This is a genomic window from Actinocrispum sp. NPDC049592 (assembly GCF_040675465.1).
Classification (GTDB): domain Bacteria; phylum Actinomycetota; class Actinomycetes; order Mycobacteriales; family Pseudonocardiaceae; genus Kibdelosporangium.
On the sequence record NZ_JBFAPA010000006.1, the window covers coordinates 143198 to 166164 of the forward strand.

The following is a 22967-nucleotide window of genomic DNA, read 5'->3' on the forward strand; positions in this document are numbered from 1 at the left end:
CTCGCTGGGGAGAACGGCTCACTTGCGCAGGCCATTGGCGAAGCCTTGAGCGCTGATGGGTGGCTTGTGCGGACCAGCAGCGAGACCGAAGCCGTGGAGTTGGTGGTGTGGGTTGGCGGCGAACCAGCGGGCGTTGCAGCGGCCAGCGAAAGTCTGGTCGACGCGCTGCTGGTGGCACGGGATACACAGGCGCGTCTGGAGGAAACCCACGGCACCTTCGTGGCCGTCACAAGATCCAATGTGGACGGTCACAGCATGGCCGTGCTCGGTGGGGTGTCAGGCCTTGTCAAAACGCTCGCGATCGAGGCGCCGGAGGTGTTCTGCCGTGTCCTCGAACTCCCCATGCAGCTCGACGACCAGAGATGCGCCGGGCTGGTGCTGGCCGAACTCGCCGACAGCCAGCGAAGCCTGGCTCACGTCGGCTACGACGCGGACGAGAAACGGTGGACGATGGGCCTGATCGACACCCCCAGCAGAATCGGGACGGCACCCGGACCGCAGGATCTGTTCGTGGTCACAGGCGGTGGCCGGGGCATCACTGCGGCCTGCGCCAAGGGACTGGCCGAAAAGTACGGCTGCGGCCTGATCCTCCTAGGCCGCACCCCATTGAGAGAACAACCAGAGTGGGCAAGGGAAGTCCCACTCAAGAATCTCAAAGCCGCAATCGCCAAGCACCTCACAGCACCAACCCCACGGGAAGTCGACAAGATCTACCGCGAACTGGCCGCGAGCCGCGAGATCACGGAAATCCTGCAGGGGACAAAAGCCGAATACATAGCAGTCGACATCACCGACCCGGAAGCTGTAGCCAAAGCCCTCGCGCCCTACCGCATCACCGGACTGGTGCACGGCGCGGGAGTGCTCGCGGACAAGGTCATCAAGAACAAGCAAGCCGACGACGTCCGCCGTGTCCTCAAACCGAAACTCGAAGGCCTGAGCGCAGTCCTCCAAGCGGTGGACGTGCGACAACTACGTCACATTGTGTTGTTCTCGTCGGTCGCGGGCTTCTTCGGCAACCACGGCCAAGCCGACTACGCGATGGCCAACGAGGCGCTCAACCGGATGGCGGCCGTCCTCAAGCGACAGTATCTGGATGCCCAGGTCACTTCGATCAACTGGGGCGCCTGGGACGGCGGCATGGTCACGCCTCAGCTCGCGAAAATGTTCACCGAACGCGGCGTTCCGCTCATCTCCGTGCCCGAAGGTGTTCGGCACTTCCTCGACCTGTTCGAAAGCCCGCAGGAGGTGGTAACGGTGGTCGGGCCGGCGACCCCCCTGTCGGCCCGGCCACCCCGTTCCAGCGGAACCCTTGTGCTGCACCGAGACCCGCTCCCGGCTCATCCGTACCTCAAGGATCACACCATCGGCGGCCAACCGGTCCTGCCGGTCACGGTGGCGATCGGCGCCATCCTCAACGCGGTCGGCCGAGTCCGCCCCGAGCTGACCACACTCACCGACTTCGCTGTCCTCAAAGGACTCGTTGGCAAGCCCGGCCCACTGAAGCTGAGACTCGTCGAGCGCCACGACGGCCTGGCGGTTCTGGTCATGGACGACACCGGCCGCCCCCGCTACCAAGCCTTGATGGAACACCAAGGACCACAACCAGAACCGATGATCCTCCCCGAGCCGACAGAGAATGTGACCGCGTATGCCGACGGAACCCTTTTCCACGGCCCATCGCTGCAAGGCATCGCGAAGATGACCAGCGACCGCAAGATCTTCGAGTGTGACCTGTGCACCACCCCGCTGGCGGACGGCGCCTACGCCACGGACACCTACGACCCGTTCAAGGCCGACCTGCTGCTGCAAGCGGCGCTGGTGTGGGTGCGTCACCAGCGCGGAGTTGCGAGCCTGCCGGTCGCAGTCGGTACCGTGGAGTGCCACAAACCGTTGCCCCAAGGGCCGTTCCGGGTCCTGGTGGAGCAGACCGGCGAGGTGGAGTCGCGGGTGATGTGCACGGTGACGGCATGCGCGCCGAACGGTGAAGTCCTGCTGCGGTTCCGGGGTGTTGACCTGGTGTGCAGCCAAGCGCTCAAGTTCGCGGTGGGGGCGTGATGCACCTCGCGATCATCGGCATGGCCTGCCTGCTGCCCGGCGCCAGCAGCCCCGAGGAGTTCTGGGACGCCATCCGCGAAGGACGTGACCTCCGTACGGAAGGCGACTTCGACCCGGCCGTCCCCGGCGGCTGGGGCGACGAACACCACAAGATCACGGCCACCCGCGGCGGCTTTGTGCACGACCGCGAGCCCAGGAAGGCGGTGCGCTGGCCGCTGAAAGTAGCACAGGAGGCCCTCGCGGACGCGAAAACACCGGCCGAAGCCCTCGACCGCACTGGAATCGTGCTCGGCAACTACGCCTTCCCGACCGAGGACTCAACACGCCTCGCCATCCCGTTGATACAACGCGAGGTCTGCAAAGGCCTCGGCGTCGAACCGAAAGACGTGCCACAGGGCGACTATCGCGAGATGCGCCCCTTCGGTCTCCCCGCCAAAGTCATCGCGGACACCTTGAAGCTGGGCGGCCCAACGCTCGCGGTGGACGCAGCCTGTTCATCCATGCTGTACGGACTTGCCATCGCCCGCGACTACCTGAAAGCAGGCCTGGCGGACGTCATGCTGACGGGAGCGGTCTGCGCTCCGGATCCCACACTGATCCATCTGTCCTTTTCGGACCTGAAAGCGTACCCGAGCAACGGTGTCAGCCAACCGTTCAACGAGGACTCCACCGGAATTGTCACGGGTCAGGGCGCAGGAATGTTCGTGGTCAAACGTCTGGCCGACGCCGTCCGGGACAACGACCACATCCACGCGGTGATCGAGTCCATCGGACTGAGCAACGACGGCTCCAGCGGGCACATGCTCACCCCGAGTGTCACCGGCCAGATCGACGCGTACAAAAGGGCGCACCAACACTCCACGGTGGACTACATCGAATGCCACGCCACTGGAACGCCGATCGGCGACAAGACGGAGCTGGCGGGACTGTCCACATTCTTCGGCGAACTCCCGGCACTTGGCTCGGTCAAAGGCAATATCGGCCACCTGCTGACCGTGGCGGGGTTCACGAGCCTGCTCAAGGTCATCCTGGCGATGCGCGCGGGAGTAATACCGCCTACGCCGGGAGCGACCCACCCCAGCGTCGTGCACACCGAACGCCCATGGCCAGGCCCTCGACGGGCGGGCGTGTCGGCGTTCGGGTTCGGCGGCACCAACGCGCACGCGATCCTCACAGACAGGCCGGGCCGGGACCCCGACGGCCCCACCCCGGTCCGGCCTCCCCACCTCGCCATTACCGGGATCGGCGTCCGTCTCGGCGACATCCGTACACTCCCCGAGCTGGCCAAAGCAGTGCGCAAGGCAACGCCAGCATTGCGGCCCCGGCCGGATGACCACTGGTACGGAATGAACGATCTCGTCGACCACGGACCCGCCGGCTACATCGACCATGCCGACATCGACCCGCTGGCCTACCGCATCCCACCCGCCGACCTCGCCCAGCTCAACCCGCAGCACGCCGTGCTGTTCGAAGCCGCTGAGGCAGCACTGAACGACGCGGACCTGAGCGGCGGGAGGGTCGGGGTCGTCGTGGCCATGGAAATGGATCCCCGCACGCACACCCATCGCGCCCGGTTCGACATCGGTGCTCACCTGCGGTCTATAGTGGACACACCATCGGACACACTGGAAGAGAAGGTCCGGGACGCCGTCCATGAACCGTTGAGCGCCAACGAGGTCCTGTCGTACATCGGCAACATCATGTCCAGCCGGATCTCAGCCTCACGCGACTTCACCGGCCCCTCGTTCACCGTCTCCTCCAGCGCCCGGGCCCTCGAAGTCGCCGGCCTGCTGATGATGGACCCGAGCATCGAAGCGGTGGTGGTCGGCGCCGTCGACCTGGCCTGCGGGGTCGAGAACGTCCTCGCCCGCAACGAACTCGAGGACGAAGTCCCACCGCTGGGCGATGGCGCGACCGTACTGGTGTTGACCAGGCACAGCGAACACGCCTACGCGACGATCGGCCCTGCCGAAGGCACGTTCGACTACCTGGCCCTGACCGACTCCACGGCCCCAGCGAACCAAACAGGCGAACCCCTGTCGTGCGCGATCGGCAGTCTCACCCCGCTGGTCGGCGACACCCAGGTCTGCGCATTACTGGCCTCGGTCGCCAAGGTCGCGTTGTGCCTGTCACAGGCCGAATTGCCGCCGACACCGGCGGAGTTCCTGTTCGACCCACCAGAAAACTCGCCGTTCTGCCGTCTGGAGGCGCCGCAACCGTGGATGAGCCGCAACGGCGTCCGCACGGCAGCGGTCGCCTCCAGCGAAGCCACCTTTGTGCTGTCTTCAAGCGCACCAGCACGAAGGGTGAGCTGCCCGGGCCCGTTGATCATCATCTTGGCCGGTGACTCAGGTCAAGATCTCGTCGAAGCCGCCACCCGGTGCCTCGACGATCCCACCCATCGCACAACCGGCCGATACAAAGCCGTATTGGTCGCCGAGGACATGCCCCGAATGCGCCGCGAACTCACTGCCGCGCAACGGGACCTCCCGGCGGTGATCGAGCGCGGCGGCGAATGGACCACTCCAGCGGGCAGTTACTGCACGGCGAGGCCGATCGGACCGGGCCGGATCGCGTTCGTCTACCCCGGCGCCTTCACCACGTACCCGGGCGCCGGGCGCGACCTGTTCACACTGTTTCCCCAACTCCTGGCGGACTTCGAAGCCGAGGGTGACCCGGCGGAACGGTTCAAGCACGCCCGGCTCTACCCCCGTGCCCGCAACGGCATCGACCGCCGAGCGGCCCTCAAACACGAGGCCGGACTGCAGGACGACATCCCGACAATGCTGGCCGCCGGGACGAACTTCGCCGTCCTGCACACGAAGATGTTGCGGGACATCCTCGGCATCCACCCCGACGGCGGCTTTGGCTACAGCCTGGGCGAAAGCAGCATGCTGTTCGCGCTGGACGTCTGGGATCCGGCCAGCCGTGACGACACCGCCCTGGCAGCGAGCCCGCTTTTCCGCGTCAAGCTGTCCGGTCCCAAGCGCCTGATCCGCGAGACCTGGCAGATCCCCGAAGATGTGCCGGAGGTCTGGGCCACCCACGTCGTACTCGCTGGCGCCCAAGCGGTCCGGGTCGCCGCCGAAGGTCTGGACCGCGTCTTCATCACCCACATCAACACACCCAACGAGGTCGTGATCGCTGGCGACCCGGCACAATGCCGGGAAGTCATCGATCGGCTCGGCTGCCGGTCCGCCAAGGCGCCGGCCAATCACGTGATGCACTGCCCCATCGTCGACCCGGAGATCGACTCTCTGGCGGACCTCAACGACTATCCACTCGGGACTCCCGAAGACATCGAACTGCTGTCAGCATATGACTACGACAAGATCGACCACATCGACCGAACGGTTCTGGCCGAGCGGATCGCGTACACGCTGTGCAACACAGTCGACTTCAGCAGGCTCATCCGGACCGCCTACGACCGCGGGTTCCGCTACTTCGTCGAGGTCGGTCCGGGCGCGACCTGCACCCGATGGATCAACGAGACCTTGGACGGAACAGACCACGTGGCCGTGTCGGTGGATCGGCGCGGGGCTCCGGGCGCCACTGTGCTCGCGCAGGCGTTGGCGCGACTGATCAGCCATGGCGTTCCGGTTGATCTGGACCAATTGTTCGGTCCGCGCGACGAGAAGCCGGCGCGGCGGGCGTTCCCGGTTCGCTGCGGCGGCGAGTCGATCGCGGACCGAGTCCGGCAAGCCAGATACCTCTGGGGTCCCGATGACCTCACCGAGTTCGCCAGCGGCAGCGTGGCAAACGTTTTCGGACCACAGTTCGTGGAAATCGACAGTTACCCGGTCCGGGTACGGCTTCCCGAATCGCCGTACCTGTTCGTCAGCCGGGTCACCGAGCTGACAGGAAGGACCGGTTGCTTCGAACCATCGTCCATCACGACCGAGTACGACATCCCGGCAAACGCCTGGTACACAATGGACGGCCTGGTTCCGTGCGCGGTCACCATCGAGGCCGGGCAGTGCGACCTGCTGTTGATCAGCTATCTCGGTATCGACTTCCGGGTCCAGGGCACTCGGCGATATCGGTTGCTGGACAGCCGTCTGGTGTTCCACGGTGGCCTGCCCCGCGAAGGTCAGACGCTGCGCTACGAGATCAAGATCGACCGGTTCGTCTGGAACGGCGACGCACTGCTGTTCTTCTTCAACTACCGGTGTTTCGCCGATGGTGAGCTGATCCTGGAACTGCTCGACGCCTGTGCCGGGTTCTTCTCCCCCGCCGAACTCGAAGACTCCCTGGGGGTCATCCAGACCCAGGCCGATCGCCGCCGGTACCAGGCGTTCAAGAAGACCTGGTTCAAGCCACTCGCCCGAACCGACCGAACCGAGTTGTCCACATCGAACCTTCAGGAACTGGCCGCGGGTAAGCCGGGAGCGGTGTTCGGCACGGAGTGGAGCCACGGCGGCAACCCGTCGCTCCGCCTGCCCGGGGAGATGCTGCGAATGATCGACGGGATCCCGCGGGTCGACCGGCTCGGCGGACCGTGCGGGCTCGGTGCGTTGACCGCCATCAAACACCTCGACCCGGACGGCTGGTACTTCCGCTGCCACTTCCCCGGCGACCCAGTGCTCGCTGGTTCGTTGGTCGCCGAGGGCGGCGTGCAGTTGCTTCAGGTCTACGCACTCTACCTCGGCATGCACATGGTCCTGCCGGACGCCGAGTTCCAGGCCGTTCCGGGGCTGGAGACCTCGGTCAAGGTACGCGGTCAGATCACGCCCGAGACAACGCAAATCCGTTACGAGGCCGAGATAACCCAGCTCACGCTCCTGCCGCGGCCAACAGTGATCGCCGACATCACGGTGTACGACGGCGACAAGCCGATCATCAGCATGCGCGACTTCGGCATCCAGATCCGGGAAAAGCCCGGCACGCCGTCCCGTCCTGGTCCCGGCGGCGTGCCGGAGTTCCTTGGCCGTCGCAACCACCAGGGCGAACCGGCGTTCATCAACGAACTTCACCTGGCGCACGCGGCCCGCGGAGACCTCGGCGTCGCGATGGGACCGGAGTTCGACATCTACCGCGACCGCCGCGCCCCGCACATTCCCAACGGCGACTTCCAGTTCGTCGACCGGATCATGGTACTGGAAGGCGTCCGCGGCCAGCTGATCCCAGGCGCAGTGCTGGAGACCGAGTACGACTCGCCGCCGGAAGCCTGGTACTACAACGACTCCCCGACCATGCCCAACTGCGTCTACATGGAAACTTCGCTGCAGGCCGCGATCCTGCTCGGCTACTACCTCGGCGCGACCTTGGTCAGCCCCGAGGACGAGTACAGCATCCGTAACCTGGACGGCGAGGCGACCATCCTCAAGGCCATCGACCTGCGGGGCAAGACCATCCGGCAACGATCGGTCCTGCTATCCAGCCAGGCCGCGGGAGGCGTTGTCTTGCAACGGTTCCGCTACGAGCTGCGCTGCGACGGCGAGGTCTTCTACGTCGGCGAGTCCCTGTTCGGCTATTTCACCGCCGCAGCGCTCGCCAACCAGGTCGGTCTCCCCCCTCTGCAACCGTTGACACAAGCAACACCGGACAGTCTGTCTATTGTGGAAGGCGGTGGCGAGTATGGCAAAGGGTATGTGGCCGGCCGCCGCCGGATCAGTCCGGACGACTGGTACTTCGACTGCCACTTCCACCGCGATCCGGTCATGCCCGGGTCGCTGGGCGTCGAGGCCGTGATCCAGGCCCTACAGGTGTTCGTGACCGAGACCGGTCTGGCCCGCTCCCCCGTCTTCGTCCCGCCCGAAGGGATCGCCATGTCCTGGAAATACCGCGGCCAGATCCTGCGCACTGACCCGGAGATGACGTTCGACCTGCACATCAAGGAGATCCGCGACGGGGACAAGCTCGTGGTGATCGCCGATGCGAACGTCTGGACCGGTTCGCTGCGCATTTACGAGCTGAAGAACGTGGCCGTCGCTGTCCAGGAGGAACGATGACGCTGTTCGCCACCGTCCACACCGACATCGAGGGCATCCGCCACGCCTTGGCACGATTGGACGTTCCCTGTTACGTCGTCGACACCGGACACGGGATCGGCGTCACAACAGAGGAACCTGCCTCCGCGATCGCCAGCGTCGGGCCATTGCCCGCGAACCGCCTGGGGTCAAGCGCTTTCCAAGCCCGGCATGGAATCGCGCACAGTTATCTCGGCGGGGCGATGGCCGCGGGTATCGCGTCCGAGGAGATGGTGATCGCCTTGGCCCGGGCCGGGTTCCTGGGCAGTTTCGGCGCGGCCGGCCTGTTGCCGGACCGGATCGAGCGAGCATTGCGGAGGTTCGCGGCGGAGATCCCGGAGCTTCCGTTCGCCGCCAACCTGATCCACAGTCCCAGCGAGCAAGCCCTGGAGAGGTCCACTGTGGACCTTTATCTCCGGCACGGCGTGCGATGCGTTGAGGCTTCCGCGTTCATGGACCTCACCCCCCACATCGTGCGCTACCGCGTCGCCGGTCTGCGGCGTGCAGCTGATGGTCCGGTCGCGACCAACCGGGTCATCGCCAAGGTGTCCCGGCCCGAAGTGGCTGAGCGGTTCCTTCTCCCGGCGCCCGAACCGATCGTCACCGGGCTGCTCAGCGACGGCTTGGTCACGGCCGAGCAGGCGGCGCTGGCCCGCGAGGTGCCCATGGCCGACGACATCACCGTGGAGGCCGACTCGGGCGGCCACACCGACCGCCGCCCGTTGGTCGCGCTCTTCCCGGTGATCGCCCGGCTACGGGACAAGCTCCGTCCGGGAGTCGGCCTCGGCGCCGCCGGTGGGATCGGCACGCCGCAAGCGGTCGCGGCGGCGTTCACGCTGGGGGCCGACTACGTGGTGACCGGCTCGGTGAACCAGTCCTGTGTGGAGGCTGGAACTTCGGACCTGGTCCGGCGGTTGTTGTGGGGCGCCGAGATCGCCGACTGCGGGATGGCTCCGGCTGCCGACATGTTCGAGCTGGGCGTTGACCTGCAGGTGCTCCGGCGAGGCACGTTGTTCCCGATGCGCGCACGGCAATTGTGCGAACTATATCGGCGTTATGACGGTTTGGACGCCCTGCCCGCCACCGAGAAGGACCGGCTCGAACAGCAGATCCTGCGCCAGCCGCTGGACAAGGTGTGGAAGCAGGTCGTGGAGTACTTCCTGCACCGCGATCCGACCCAGGTGCAGCGCGCTTCGGACGACCCGAAACGGCGGATGGCCCTGGTGTTCCGCTGGTATCTGGGCATGGCCTCACGCTGGGCCACCACCGGCGAACCGGCCCGCGTCATCGACTACCAGATCTGGTGCGGCCCGGCGATGGGCGCGTTCAACGACTGGGCGCGCGGCACGTATCTCGCCGAGAACCGCCGGGTGGCCGACGTTGCGGCGCATCTGATGCGAGGGGCGGCGTTCACGCTCCGGGTCCAACAGCTGGCGTTGGCGGGTGTGCGAATTCCGGTGGAGTACCGGCCATGAGCACTTGGAACGGTCCCTACCGCGCCGCTGCGGACCTGGACCGGCTACTCGGTGATCCCCGGGATCCGTTGAACCCGCACGGGTATGCGGCCATGGCCGGGCGCGACGCGGCGGAGACGTACCCAGACGCGCTGGCCGCCGAGGTGTCGCCGTCGCTGCGAGACGCTTTCCTGCCCGGGGGGCGGCCCGCGGACGAGACGATGATGATCATCCGGGCGGTCGGCCGGCGGGACATCACGATCATGCCGGCGACCATGTTCAGCATCACCGCGGCGACCTGCGTGCTGCTGGCCGGGTCGGCGGCGCAACAGGATTGGGTCCGGCGGCTGCTCGCGGGCGGCGGGTCGATCGGGTTCGCGTTGTCTGAGGCGCCGCATGGCAGCGACCTGCTCGGCAACGACTGCATCGCCGAACCGACGCCCGGCGGCTTCGCCCTGACCGGCGAGAAATGGCTGGTCGGGACGGGCGCGAAATGCGAAGCCATGCTGGTGGTCGCGCGAACCGGCGTCCGTGGACCCTCGTCGTTCTCGTGCTTCCTGGTCGACGGCGATCTCCTGCGACGCGGCGAACCGCAGCGGCCGACCGGGATGCGGGGCATCGACTTCACCGGCTTCCGCTTCGACGGAACGCGGCTCCCCAGGTCAGCGCTGGTCGGCGAGGTCGATCACGGGCTGGAGACGGCGATGAAGGCGATGCAGGTCGTCCGGGTCACCGGCACGGCCGCCAACCTCGTCTGCGCGGACACCGGGCTGCGGCTGGCCCTGGATTTCGCCACCTCGCACAAGGTCGGCGGCCGCGCACTCATCAACCACCAACAGCCCCAGGCGGACGTGGCCACCGCATTCACCGCATTGCTTGCGGCGGACGCGGTCGCGCTGTCGGCGGCGCGCGCTCTGCATACCCTGCCCGGCGCGCAGAGCCTGTGGTCGAGTGTGGCCAAGAAGGTGCTGACGGACTTGTCGGGCGAGGTGCTCGACCGGTGCGGGGACGTTCTCGGGACCCGCTCGGTGTTGCGGGACGGGCAGTTCGCGGCTTTCGACGTGGTCCGGCGCGACAACGCGGTGGCCCGGCACATCGACACCGGCCCGACCGCGAACACACGGCTGGCGGCCGCTCAGTTGAGCCAGATCGTCGCCGCTGGGCTCGGCCCGGCTGGTGTCGACCTGTCGGGAACGTTCGCGGTGGACGTCAAGCTGCCGCCGCTTCGACTGTCTGAACTGGACATGTCGACGCGTGGCCGGGACGAGGTGACCGCGGGTCTACCAGCAATCATTGGCCTTGCCAGGGCAGTCTTGCACGGTGATGAGCATGCGGGGCGGACGCGCAAGGCGATGTCGTCCATCGATGCCGCGTTGACGATGGTCCGGGAGGACACTCAGGTGTCCTTGGCGCAGCGGGCATCGGGGTTGTTCGACCTCGCCGAGCGGTTCTGCTACCTGCATGCCGCGGCCAGTTGTGTGTACTTGTGGTGGTACAACCGGCATCTGCCGCTGGCCGGGCTGCGGCCGGGGTCGTCGAGCTGGCTCTGGCCGGTGCTGGAACTCCTGCTCGACCGCGCGCACCAGCGTCATCGGCGGCTGGCGCCGGACGCCGTTTCGGCCGTGATCCCGCTGCTTCGCCGTCTGCACAGTGGCGGACGGCTGTTCTCCGTTGTCCCGCTCCCGTTGGCCGAATCGTCCACTGTGGAGGGAATCGTGCCATGGCCGGTGTGACCGACGTGGCCGCCTTGGTCAGCAGCCTGGAGAAGCACCTCGGGGACCCCTTCGACCCGGACATGCCGTTGTCCTTTGCCTCGGCGTTGGAACACGACGAGCGCGAGGCTTATCCACATCTGCCATTGGCGGCCTTGCACGCGTGGTCCACACAGGACTTCTCTGTGCCGCCCGACGCCGGCGGCCGGGCGATCGATCTGCAGGACACGCTGGTCTTGGTGACTCAGGTGGCCCGCCGGGATGCCGCGACCGCGATGGCGATGTGCACCACCAGCTTGGCGTACATGCCGATCTGGGTGGCCGGGACGCCTGCGCAACGGCGGCACTACGGGCAACGCGTGTTGGGTGGCGCGAAGATGTGCTGGGGTCTCACGGAAGGCGCGCACGGCAGTGACGTGCTGGCCAACGAGATGAGCGCTCGCAAGGTGGACGGCGGCTACCTCGTCACCGGCCGGAAGTGGCTGATCGGCAACGGAACGCTGGCCGATCACCTGGTGTTGTTCGCACGTACGGACGACCGCGGCGGACCCGGCGGGTTCTCGATCCTGGTGGTGGACCGTGCTTCCGTTCCACCGGACCAGATCCAGCCGCTGCCCAAACAGCGCCTGCACGGCGTTCGCGGGGTGGACACGAGCGGGTTCGAGCTGACCGGGTGTTTTGTGCCCGCGTCGGGGTTGATCGGCGCCGAGGGGCATGGCCTGGAGATCATGCTCAAGGCGTCACACCCGATCCGGGTCATGGTCACCGCCTTGGCTCAGGGCGGTGCCGACACCGCCTTGCGGCTGGCGATGGACTTCGCCATGACACGGACCCTGTTCGGCAAGCGAGTGTTCGACCTCCCGGTCTCGAGACGGGCGCTCGTGGGGTGCTTCGCGGACCTGTTGATCACCGAGGTCGTGGCCACCTGTGCGGCCCGCAGCCTGCAGGTCGTGCCCGAGCAGAGCAGTGTGTTCTCGGCCGTGGCCAAGCATCTCGTGCCCTTCACGCTCTCACGGACTGTGGACGAACTGTCCACAGTGCTCGGTGCTCGGCACTACCTTCGGGATCACCATCGGTTCGGCGTGTTCCAGAAGATCCTGCGGGACCTGCCGATCGCCGGGTTCGCCGACGGGAACTCCCTGGTGAACCTCAAGAACATCGCTCTGCGGCTCGACACTCTGCCTCAGCCGACCGGATCTTCCCGGGCACGGCTGTTGTTCGACTGGGACGCCGACCTTCCCGAGTACCGGCCGGACGCGGCGCAACCGTTTCACCGCGGCGGCGACGAAGTCCTGCAGGCCCTCGACCAGGTGCGCTCCTGGGCTTCGGATGAGCGGCTCGTGCAGCTCGGCTCACTGTTCGCCGAGCGACTGGCCTCGCTCAAGGGTTCGCCCGGACAGTCGGCCGAGTCGTTCTCCTCGGCTGAGCAGTACACGGTCGTGCACGCCGCAGCGGCCTGTATCGGGCATGCCATCCATTCTGGAGGATGGCTCAACGGGACGCCACTGGGCGGCGAGCTGCCGTTGCTGTTGTGCTTGGAACGGTTGTGGCAGCGGTTCGAGCCGTACCGGCGGTTCACCACGCCTTCGGACATCGATACAGGTGCGGAGATCCTGCTCACTTTGCATTCGAGCGGTAAATCTTTCGGGTACCGGCAATTTCCGTTGTCCACTTGGGATTCACCATGAAACGCCCGGCTCCCGGGTGGTCGATCCTGGCAGCGTCACTGCCGATGTTCATGGTGTCGCTGAACAACTTGGTCGTCACGAACGCGCTCCCGGCCATCCGCAAGGACTTCGGTACCGATGTCGCCGGACTGCAGTGGGTGGTCAACGGTTACGTGCTTGCCTTCGCGAGCTTGCTGCTGACCGGGGCCGCGCTTGGCGACCGGTTCGGCCGGCGGTTGGTGTTCCTGATCGGCATCGCGGCGTTCGCCTATGGCTCGATCGGCTGCGCTATGTCGACGTCGATTCCCGCGCTCATCATGGCTCGGGTCGTGCAGGGGTGCGGCGCCGCCGCGGTTCAGCCACTGTCGTTGACGTTGCTCGCCGCCGCTGTTCCGGAACGCCGGCGCAGCGCGGCGCTCGGCTTGTGGGGTGGCGTCAACGGGCTGGGTGTCGCGCTTGGGCCGGTGGCCGGGGGCGCGGTCACCGAGGGTTTGGCGTGGCAGTGGATCTTCTGGGTGAACCTTCCGGTCGCTGCGGTCGCGGTGCCGTTGGCGCGGTGGGCCTTGGCAGAGAGCTGGGGGCGCGACCGTGGTCTGGACCTGCCCGGCATGGTGCTCGTGACCGCCGCTGTCACGCTTGCCGTGTGGGGCATCGTTGAGGCCGGGCAGACCGGTTGGGACGACCAACTCGTGCTCAGTGCCTTCGGCAGTGCGTTGGGACTGCTGCTGGTGTTCGTGTTCTGGCAGAAGGCCGCACCGAACCCGTTGCTGCCGCTGCGGTTCTACCGGATCCGGGCGTTCGTCGCGAGCAACCTGCTGTCGCTGGCGATGTTCTTCGGCGTGTTCGGCTCGATCTTCTTCCTGGCCCAGTACTTGCAGGGCCCATTGGGATTCGCCCCACTGGCTGCAGGACTCCGGACGCTGCCGTGGACCGCGATGCCCATGGTGTTCGCGCCGCTGGCCGGGTTGCTCACCGACCGGCTGGGCGGCGGCCGACTGATGACCGTTGGCCTTGCGCTGCAAGGCTTTGGGCTCGCGTGGATCGCCGTACGGGTGTCGCCGTCGGTGACCTACTCGCAACTGGTGCCCGCGTTGATGGTCGCCGGCGCCGGAATGGGGCTGGTGTTCGGCCCGACCTCCGCTGTGGTGCTGGGTTCCGTGCTGCCCCACGAACACGGCAAGGCATCCGGCGCCAACAACACCGTCCGCGAGGTCGGTGGAGCGCTCGGTGTCGCCGTGCTGACCACCGTGTTCAGCAGCAAGGCCCCCAATCCGGCCACCGGGTTCCTCGACGGACTCGTTCCCGCCCTGTGGGTCGGCGTCGCCGTGGTCGCCCTGGGTGTCCTGGCGGGACTGTTCATCCCCTCCCGCCGCGTCCCCGACCTCGCCACGATCCCGTTTCCCCGTGTGCGCAAGGAGAAGTACGTCGGCCGCCACCGGTTGCAGACCTGAAGCTCACCTGGTTCTCGACAGGGCGTAGAGCTGCCCGCCCGCGGCGGCCGCGAGCAGTGCGACGAGCACCGCGGCGGGCAGCCAGGGCGCCAGAACCCCAGCCACGGCGGGCAGCAGGACGGCCGCGGCCCTGGCCGGCCACAGACGGGCGTGCGCGGACAGAAGGTTGACGACCAACAGGAACACCGAGACGCCACCGCACATCAGCCAGGTGGAGGCGGGGTTGAGGTGGGCGGAGGACTCGGCGGCGGCCGCGCCCAGCCCGGCGGCGACGGTGGTGATCGACGCGATGGCCACGAAGTGCGCGGGCAGGATCAGCGAAGGCGGAAAACGGGTCTCCTCCGCGAAACCGTGCCGGACGTTCAGGCCCCAGATCGTGACCAGCAACGCGAACGCGGACACCACCAGGAGAAACAGCAGCCAGCCTGCACCGTGGCCCGGCCGCCAGTCCTCGATCTCCGCGATCGCGCCGACCACCTGCAGCATGGCCTCGCCGAGCACGATGATCACGAACAGGCCCAGGCGTTCCCCGAAGTGCGCCGGATCCAGCCGCGCGGCCACCACCCCGGTCCGGCGGGCTTCCTGGCTCCGCGGCGCTCGTTGCCGGGCCCGGTTCGCCCGTTCCACGAGCCGCTCGTTCATCTTGGCGACCATCTCCTCCTGGTCGCCACGGCTGCGCAGCACACTGAACGCCACCGTGACCAGCAGACCGGCCAGCCACAACCCGAGCTTCGCCCACGGGTGCTCGACGAAGAACGCGATCACCCACAACGCCAGCCCGGAGTTCTGCCACGCGGCCGACCAGGAGAACAGCACCACACCCGAACGCTGGAACGCCCCGCCCCCGATCGACGAGGTGATCAGATACGCGGCCGCGAACACCCCTGCCCGGCCGTCCATGCTGTGCGGGACCGCCGCCGCCATCGTCGCGATCCCGGCCATGCCCAGGAACATCGCCCGCACGCGCACTTTGTCGGCGACCACGCTCGAGTACACGGTGAAAGCCGTCCACACCAACCAGATCGCCAGGTACAAGGTGAAGAAGGTGACGATGTCCAACGCGCCCGGCCCGTGATGCGCGTCCCCGTGCAACAGGTGCGCCAGCTGACTGACCGCCACCACGACCACCAGGTCGAAGAACAGCTCCAGCCAGCTGGCATGCCGGTCGGCGGTCCCAGCCTCAGTCATGAGCGACAGGCTAATGACCACCCGGGACGATTCGGGCAGGCGGGGATCACCACCGATTCCCGGCGCATCCATCAAGAAGTGCCCGTTCGGCCGCGATGGCGTTCTGTTCCGGCCATGGCCGCATGGGGACACCGCGGATGTGCCGTCCTTCCGGATCGAGGATGTGCCCGCCCAGTTTCATGTGCCACAAAATCATGCTGCGCGCCCTGACGGTGAGTTCCGGTATGCGTTTGGTGAGCATGATCCCGACCGGTTCCAGATCGCCGACCGACCGGAGCCAGAGGGTGAACATCAGGTTCTCCGGACCGGACAGCGAAATGCATGACCGCGTTTCCCTCAGCGCCACCAGCTACTTGCGATCCGACCGGCTCGGGTCGGCGCCCACGGCCGCCACCAGCGCCAAGTCGGCCTCGCCGGGTGGACGCGCCGGACCGGTCCGCGAGCAGAACCCCCTGGTCGGCGGCGGTGAGCCGGTCCAGCCGATCCCAGCGCCGCGCCGCTGTGGACGGGGCCACTTGGAGAATCCGCCCGATCCGTTGCCAACTAGCCCGCGAGGAGATCCGCAGCGCGGTGACCAGCCGCCGGTCCAGCTCGTCGAGATCGACGTTTTCCCGTATGTGACCACCACAATCCGGAAGGTTCCCGCGATACCGCCCCGGGACGCATTGGGTGCCGCAGGCTACTCCGCACACATTGCGCTTCACCGAAAAGAAGATGGAAATGCGACTGTCACGCCAGGAAATCGTGCAGTTCGGCGGCCTGAACGCGCAGGCACTGCTCTGGTCCACCACCGGCAGGCACATCGCCGACCTGCCAGGGCGGTTGGAAGACGGTCCGCACGGGCACCGTGACCGGCGAGTTCGCGCCTCGCTGAGTCCGGGGTGAAGCTTCGCCGGCCCGCTGCTGGACCGGCGAAGCCACGACCGGACCCGATGCCGATTCCGGTCGGTAACGGCACAACCACGCTGAGCCTGGCTCAACCATTTTGCGTTCGTCAACGAACGGGCCTACGGTGAAGGTGCCATCTCAACGAGTGCGAGGTTGTTGCGACCCTGGGTTGAACCACCAGCTCGGCACGCGTAGCTGCTCCGCTAAGGAGGCACGCCGATGGCTCCCACTTCGCCCATCATCCAGGTGTCCGGCGAGATCGATCTGGCCACCCAGGACGCCATGGCCGACCAGATCTTCGCCCGGCTGGAGCACCGGCCGGAAAGCCTGGTCATCGACCTGTCCGGGGTCCAGTTCATCGACTCCACCGGGATCAGCGTGCTGATCCGCGCCTTCCAGGCCGCCCAGAAGATCCCCACGCGGCTGCGCATCGTGGTGAACACGCCGCCAGTGACCAACCCGCTGCGTTTGACCGGTTTGACCGAGTACCTGCCGCTGTCGGCGAGCGTCGCCGAGGCCATGGACTTCCTGAATGGTTGAACCCGTTCCCCGGGGGTAACTTGACGATCAAGGACCCCTGGAGAGGCGGTGGCGAGTGCGGAAGTGGATCGAGGGCTGGCCGGTCTACCGCCAGTGGGCCGCGAAGGACCTGTCCGGACGCGGCTCATCGGCCAAGAGTGACCGGTCCGCGAACCTCGTCCCCCGCACCGCCAACGCCGACAAAGTGGTCAAATCGATCTGCCCGTACTGCGCGGTCGGCTGCGGCCAGAACGTCTACGTCGCCCAGGGCAAAGTCACCCAGATCGAGGGTGACCCCGACTCGCCGATCAGCCGCGGCCGGCTGTGCCCGAAGGGCTCGGCCAGCCTGCAGCTGACCACCGGCCCTGCCCGCGAGTACAAGGTCCGCTATCGCCGCCCGCACGGCACCGACTGGGAGGACCTGGACCTCGACCAGGCGATGGACATGATCGCCGACCGGGTGCTGGCCGCGCGCGAGGCGGGCTGGCAGCAGCGGGTCGACGGGGTGACGACCCGGCGGACCATGGGGTTCGCCAGCCTCGGCGGCGCCACCCTGGACAACGAAGAGAACTACCTGATCAAGAAGCTGTTCACGGCCCTGGGCGCGATCCAGATCGAGAACCAGGCCCGTGTTTGACACTCCTCCACGGTTCCCGGTCTGGGGACCTCCTTCGGTCGCGGCGGCGCGACGACCTTCCAGCAGGACCTGGCGAACTCCGACTGCATAGTCATCCAGGGTTCGAACATGGCCGAATGCCACCCGGTCGGGTTCCAGTGGGTGATGGAGGCCAAGGCCAGGGGCGCCAAGGTGATCCACGTCGACCCGAGGTTCACCCGGACGAGTGCCATGGCGGACCTGCACGTGCCGCTGCGCGCGGGGTCCGACATCGCGTTCCTCGGCGGGATCATCAACTACGTCCTGGAGCACGGCAAGGAGTTCCGCGAATACGTGCTGGCGTACACGAACGCGGCCATGATCGTGTCCGAGGACTTCGCCGACACCGAGGACCTGGACGGCGTGTTCTCCGGCCTGGACCGCAAGACCCACACCTACGACATGAAGTCCTGGCAGTACGAGGGCCGGGACGTGCAGGCGATGGCCGGTGACCCGGACGCCCAGTGGACCGAGCGGACGCAGGGCGTGCGAGAGGCAGCCCGGGGCGAGATGCACGGTTCCGGTGGTGCACAGGTCAGCGGCGACATCCGGACCGACGAGACGCTCCAGCATCCCCGCTGCGTCTACCAGATCCTCAAGCGCCACTACGCCCGCTACACGCCCGAGATCGTCGAGCAGATCTGTGGTGTGCCCCAGGAGAAGTTCCTGCAGGTGTGCGAGCTGCTGACGGCGAACTCCGGCCGCGACCGCACGAGTGCGTTCGCCTACGCCGTCGGCTGGACCCAGCACACCGTTGGTGTGCAATACATCCGTACCGCCTCGATTCTGCAGTCCTTGCTGGGCAACATCGGCCGGCCCGGCGGTGGCATCCTCGCCTTGCGGGGCCACGCGTCCATCCAGGGGTCGACGGACATTCCCACGCTGTTCAACATCCTGCCCGGCTACATCCCGATGCCGCACGCCCACTCCAACGAGGACCTGGACACCTTCATCGAGGCCGACTCCACGGTGAAGGGCTACTGGGCCAACATGCGCTCCTACCTGGTGAGCCTGCTGAAGGCCTGGTGGGGCGACTACGCGACGGCGGAGAACGACTTCTGCTTCGACTACCTGCCCCGGCTGACCGGTAGCCACAGCACATACGAGACCGTGCAGGAACAACTGGCCGGCAACTGCAAGGGGTACTTCCTGCTGGGCGAGAACCCGGCGGTCGGCACGTCCAACACCAAGATGCAACGCCTGGGCATGGCCAACCTGGACTGGCTGGTGGTGCGGGACTTCTCCTTGATCGAGAGCGCGACCTGGTGGAAGGACGGGCCGGAGATCGAGACCGGTGAGCTGCGCACCGAGGACATCGGCACCGAGGTGTTCTTCCTGCCCGCGGCCGCGCACACGGAGAAGGCAGGCAGCTTCACCAACACCCAGCGGCTCCTGCAATGGCGCCACCAGGCCGTCGAACCGGCCGGCGACGCGCGCAGCGACCTGTGGTTCACGTACCACTTGGGCAAACGCATCCGGGAGAAGCTGGCCGCGCGGTCCGACGACCTCGAACGGGACCGGCCGATCATCCAGCTGACCTGGGACTACCCGACCAAGGGCGAGCACGACGAGCCGGACGCCGAGGCGGTGCTGGCCGAGATCGGCGGCTGGAACGCCAAGGGCGAGCCGCTGAGCACCTACGAACAGCTCGAACCGGACGGCTCCACCGCGTGCGGCTGCTGGATCTATTGCGGCGTCTACGCGGACGGTGTGAACCAGGCGGCGAACCGCAAGCCCGGCAAGGACCAGTCCTGGGTGGCCCCGGACTGGGGCTGGGCGTGGCCGTTGAACCGCCGCATCCTCTACAACCGCGCCTCGGCCGACCCGGACGGCAAACCGTGGAGCGACCGCAAGGCGTATGTCTGGTGGGACGCCGAGAAAGGCGAGTGGACCGGGCACGACGTCCCGGATTTCAAGAAGACCAAACCGCCGGACTTCGAGCCCGAACCGGGCGCCAAAGGCCCGGACGCCTTGTCCGGCACGGACGCGTTCGTCATGCAGGGAGACGGCAAGGCCTGGCTGTACGCGCCTGCGGGGCTGACCGACGGCCCGTTGCCCACGCACTACGAGCCGCAGGAGTCGCCGTTCGAGAACCTGTTGTACAGCCAGCAAAGCAACCCGACCCGGCAGGTGGTCCGGCACCGGGAGAACAGGTTCAGCCCGACCGGCAGCGAGATCTTCCCGTACGTGCTGACCACGTACCGACTGACCGAGCACCACACCGCGGGCGGGATGTCGCGGTGGCTGCCCTACCTGGCGGAGCTGCAACCGGAGATGTTCTGCGAGATCTCCCCCGCGCTGGCCGCCGAACGCGGGCTGGAACACCGTGGCTGGGCCACGATCGTGACCGCGCGCGGGGCGATCGAGGCACGCGTGCTGGTCACCGACCGGATCACCCCGTTGAAGGTGCAGGGACAGACGCTGCACCAGGTCGGCGTGCCGTACCACTGGGGACCGAACGGCCTGGTCACCGGGGACGCGGGCAACGAGCTGCTGGCGTTCGTGCTGGACCCGAACACCCACATCCAGGAGTCCAAGGCGCTCAGCTGCGACATCCGGCCCGGCCGCCGTCCGCGCGGGCCCGCGCTGCTCGACCTGGTCCGGGACTACCAGCGACGGGCCGGGATCACCGACGACACCGGGCAGGAGACGTGAGATGACAGCGATCAGCGGCCCGGCCTTCGGACGCGACTACGAGAACCCCCAGCCACGGATGGGGTTCTTCACCGACACCTCGGTCTGCATCGGGTGCAAGGCCTGCGAGGTCGCGTGCAAGGAGTGGAACGCGATCCCCGAGGACGGCCTGGAACTGTCCGGGATGTCCTACGACAACACCGTCGGGCTGGGCGCGAACACCTGGCGGCACGTGGCTTTCATCGAGCAGCGCGATGTTCTGGCCGACGCCGAGAACGGCGACGGCGGCATGCGATGGCTGATGGCTTCCGATGTGTGCAAACACTGCACGCACGCGGCTTGCCTGGATGTGTGTCCGACGGGTTCGCTGTTCCGCACCGAGTTCGGCACGGTCGTGGTCCAGGAGGACATCTGCAATGGCTGCGGCTACTGCATTTCGGCGTGCCCGTACGGCGTGATCGATCAGCGCAAGGACGATGGGCGGGCGTGGAAGTGCACGATGTGCTACGACCGGCTCGGCGCGGGCATGGAACCCGCGTGCGCCAAGGCCTGCCCGACCGATTCCATCCAGTTCGGTCCCCTGGACGAACTACGCGAGCGGGCCCGCGAGCGAGTGTCCGCTGTGGAGGGTGCCCGGCTCTATGGGGACTCACCGGATGATGGGGTGGGCGGCGATGGAGCGTTCTTCCTGCTGATGGACGAGCCTGAAGTGTATGGCCTGCCGCCGGATCCGGTGGTGACGACGCGCGATCTGCCGGAGATGTGGCGGCATGTGGCCAAAGCGGCGGCCACGCTGGCGACTGGGGCTGTGGTGGCGTTCCTGGCGTCGAGGAGGAAGTGATGGGACGGCGCCGCGGTGAGCAGCCGGTCGTGCCGGACACGGACTTCGTTTCGTACTACGGCAAACCGATTCTGAACGGGCCGGTCTGGCACAGCCCGGACATTCCCGGGTACCTGTTCCTCGGCGGCCTCGCCGGCGCCTCCTCGCTGCTCGCGGCCGGAGCACAGGCCACCGGCAGGCCAGGTCTGGCCACGGTCGCGAAAACGGCCGCAGCGGGCGGGATCGCACTGTCCCTTGTGGCCCTTGTCCGTGATCTCGGCAAACCCAAGCGGTTTCTGAACATGCTGAGGGTGTTCAAGCCCAGCTCGCCGATGAACGTCGGATCCTGGATCCTGAGCGGCTACGGGCCGTTGGCCGGTGCCGCCGCGGCGTCCGCCGTGACCGGCAAGCTTCCTCGCCTTGGTGCGCTCGCCACTGCCGGGGCCGCCGTGTTGGGCCCGGCAGTGGCGTCCTACACCGCCGCATTGATCAGCGACACCGCCGTTCCCGCGTGGCACGACGGGTTCCGCGAGCTGCCCTACGTTTTCGTCGGGTCCGCCGCCGAGGCCGCCGGTGGCATGGGCCTGCTCGCTGGACCGGTCAGCGAGAACGCACCCGCGCGCAAGCTCGCCCTCCTGGGTTCGTCGCTGGAGTTGGTGGCGTTCAAGAGGATGACGGACCGCATGGGGATGGTCGCCGAGCCGTACCACGACAGCAAGTACATCAAGGCCGCCGAGGTGTTGTCGGTGGCCGGGATGGCGGGCGCGCTGCTCGGGCGGCGCAGCACTGTCCTCACGCGACTGTCCGGCGCCGCCTTGGTCGGTGCGTCGGCGTTGCTGCGGTGGGGCGTTTTCCACGCGGGCGTGGCTTCCGCGAAGGACCCCAAGTACACCGTTGTCCCGCAACGCGAGCGTGTCAACGCACGACGATAACGTGCTCGCCGCGCGGGATCAGCTCACCGATCACCGGCGCGCCCGGGATCTCACCCGCCAGCAACAAACCGCCCGAAGTCTGTGCGTCGGCCAGCAGCAAGGCTTCGTCCTCGTTGACCGCGGTCAGGTCGGTGTGCGGGCGGACCCAGTCCAGGTTGCGTTTGGTGCCACCGCTGACGTACCCCTCGCGTAAGGCCTCCCGCGCGCCTTCCAGGTACGGCACGGCTTTCGCGTCGATGACCGCGGTGACGCCGCTGGCGCGGGCGAGTTTGTACAGATGGCCGAGCAGCCCGAAGCCGGTGACGTCGGTGGCGCAACGGATCCCCGCGTTCACCGCGGTCTCGGCGGCCATCGCGTTGAGGGTGGTCATCGCGTCGATCGCGGCCTCGAACCGCTCGCCGGTGGCTTTGTGGCGGGAGTTCAGGACACCGATGCCCAGGGGCTTGGTCAGCGACAAGGGCATTCCGGGCATACCGGAGCTGTTGCGCATCAGATGGCCGGGTGCGGCCACACCAGTGACCGCGAGGCCGTACTTGGGTTCCGGGTCGTCAACGCTGTGCCCACCGGCGAGATGGCAACCGGCCGCGTTGCACACGTCCAGACCGCCGCGCAGGACGTCCGCGGCCAGGTCGAACGGGAGCGTGTCCCGTGGCCAGCCGAGCAGGTTCACCGCGACCACCGGTCGGCCGCCCATCGCGTAGACGTCGGACAACGCGTTCGTCGCCGCGATCCGGCCCCAGTCGTACGCATCGTCGACCACGGGCGTGAAGAAGTCGGTCGTCGCGATCAGCGCGAGGTCGTCCTGGATCCGCACGACCGCCGCGTCGTCGCCGTCCTCCAGGCCGACGAGCAGCTCGCCGAGCGGCTGCCGAGGGCTGCCTGCCAGGCCTTTCACCACCCCTTCCAGCTCGCCGGGCGGGATCTTGCAGGCACAGCCGCCGCCGTGCGCGTACTGGGTCAGTCGAACGCTCACCCGTCCATCGTGCAGGTCCCGGCCGTGCTTGGCAGGATGAGCGCATGAGC

14 protein-coding genes and 1 pseudogene are annotated in these 22967 nt (G+C 67.3%); 11 read left to right on the top strand and 4 right to left on the bottom strand.

Annotated elements, in window-relative coordinates:
• Positions 1-66 precede the first annotated feature (66 nt).
• From AB0J95_RS17525 to AB0J95_RS17550, 6 genes are read left to right on the top strand one after another with little or no spacing between them, the layout of a single operon-like run.
• The gene (locus tag AB0J95_RS17525) at positions 67-2055 is read left to right on the top strand and encodes an SDR family NAD(P)-dependent oxidoreductase (protein WP_364758211.1); all 1989 of its coding nucleotides are present in this window, start codon (positions 67-69) and stop codon (positions 2053-2055) included.
• Positions 2055-8006 (top strand): PfaB family protein, encoded by a 5952-nt coding sequence (locus AB0J95_RS17530; protein WP_364758796.1) that lies wholly within the window; start codon positions 2055-2057, stop codon positions 8004-8006. Before AB0J95_RS17525 ends, AB0J95_RS17530 begins: the two co-directional genes overlap by 1 nt.
• The gene (locus AB0J95_RS17535) at positions 8003-9499 is read left to right on the top strand and encodes a PfaD family polyunsaturated fatty acid/polyketide biosynthesis protein (RefSeq protein WP_364758213.1); all 1497 of its coding nucleotides are present in this window, start codon (positions 8003-8005) and stop codon (positions 9497-9499) included. The genes AB0J95_RS17530 and AB0J95_RS17535 overlap by 4 nt, the downstream gene beginning before the upstream one ends.
• Positions 9496-11211 (top strand): acyl-CoA dehydrogenase, encoded by a 1716-nt coding sequence (locus AB0J95_RS17540; RefSeq protein ID WP_364758215.1) that lies wholly within the window; start codon positions 9496-9498, stop codon positions 11209-11211. Before AB0J95_RS17535 ends, AB0J95_RS17540 begins: the two co-directional genes overlap by 4 nt.
• The gene (locus tag AB0J95_RS17545) at positions 11199-12878 is read left to right on the top strand and encodes an acyl-CoA dehydrogenase family protein (RefSeq protein ID WP_364758216.1); all 1680 of its coding nucleotides are present in this window, start codon (positions 11199-11201) and stop codon (positions 12876-12878) included. Before AB0J95_RS17540 ends, AB0J95_RS17545 begins: the two co-directional genes overlap by 13 nt.
• On the top strand, positions 12875-14308 hold the full coding sequence (locus tag AB0J95_RS17550; protein WP_364758218.1) for an MFS transporter: 1434 nt from the start codon (positions 12875-12877) through the stop codon (positions 14306-14308). Before AB0J95_RS17545 ends, AB0J95_RS17550 begins: the two co-directional genes overlap by 4 nt.
• A gap of 3 nt (positions 14309-14311) precedes the next feature.
• On the opposite strand, the gene AB0J95_RS17555 is transcribed toward AB0J95_RS17550, so the two are convergent.
• From AB0J95_RS17555 to AB0J95_RS17565, 3 genes and pseudogenes are all read right to left on the bottom strand, one after another.
• Complete coding sequence (locus AB0J95_RS17555; protein ID WP_364758220.1) at positions 14312-15496, bottom strand: low temperature requirement protein A; 1185 nt, start codon at positions 15494-15496, stop codon at positions 14312-14314.
• A gap of 46 nt (positions 15497-15542) precedes the next feature.
• Entirely contained in the window at positions 15543-15788 is a 246-nt protein-coding gene (locus AB0J95_RS17560; RefSeq protein WP_364758836.1) for a hypothetical protein, read from the bottom strand.
• Positions 15789-15984: 196 nt separating this feature from the next.
• A pseudogene (locus AB0J95_RS17565) lies at positions 15985-16287 on the bottom strand (AsnC family protein); the annotation flags it as partial.
• On the opposite strand from AB0J95_RS17565, the gene AB0J95_RS17570 reads away from it, so the two are divergent.
• The 5 genes from AB0J95_RS17570 to nrfD all read left to right on the top strand — a co-directional run bounded on the left by AB0J95_RS17570 (position 16217) and on the right by nrfD (position 21944).
• Entirely contained in the window at positions 16217-16381 is a 165-nt protein-coding gene (locus AB0J95_RS17570) for a hypothetical protein (RefSeq protein WP_364758839.1), read from the top strand. The pseudogene AB0J95_RS17565 and the gene AB0J95_RS17570 sit on opposite strands and share 71 nt — an antisense overlap.
• A 222-nt stretch (positions 16382-16603) precedes the next feature.
• Positions 16604-16924, top strand: a complete 321-nt coding sequence (locus AB0J95_RS17575) for an STAS domain-containing protein (RefSeq protein ID WP_364758221.1) — start codon at positions 16604-16606, stop codon at positions 16922-16924.
• Between the two features lie 55 nt (positions 16925-16979).
• Positions 16980-20213 (top strand): formate dehydrogenase, encoded by a 3234-nt coding sequence (gene fdh, locus AB0J95_RS17580; protein WP_364758223.1) that lies wholly within the window; start codon positions 16980-16982, stop codon positions 20211-20213.
• Position 20214: 1 nt separating this feature from the next.
• Positions 20215-21033, top strand: coding sequence for a 4Fe-4S dicluster domain-containing protein (locus tag AB0J95_RS17585; RefSeq protein ID WP_364758225.1), 819 nt, complete (start codon positions 20215-20217; stop codon positions 21031-21033).
• Positions 21033-21944 carry an NrfD/PsrC family molybdoenzyme membrane anchor subunit gene (gene nrfD, locus AB0J95_RS17590; RefSeq protein WP_364758227.1) on the top strand — a complete coding sequence of 304 codons (912 nt, stop codon included), beginning with the start codon at positions 21033-21035 and terminating at the stop codon, positions 21942-21944. The genes AB0J95_RS17585 and nrfD overlap by 1 nt, the downstream gene beginning before the upstream one ends.
• Here nrfD and selD read toward each other — a convergent pair.
• A complete protein-coding gene (selD, locus tag AB0J95_RS17595; RefSeq protein WP_364758229.1) occupies positions 21928-22917 on the bottom strand; it encodes a selenide, water dikinase SelD in 990 nt (329 codons plus the stop codon). The genes nrfD and selD overlap by 17 nt on opposite strands.
• Between the last annotated feature and the right edge of the window lie 50 nt (positions 22918-22967).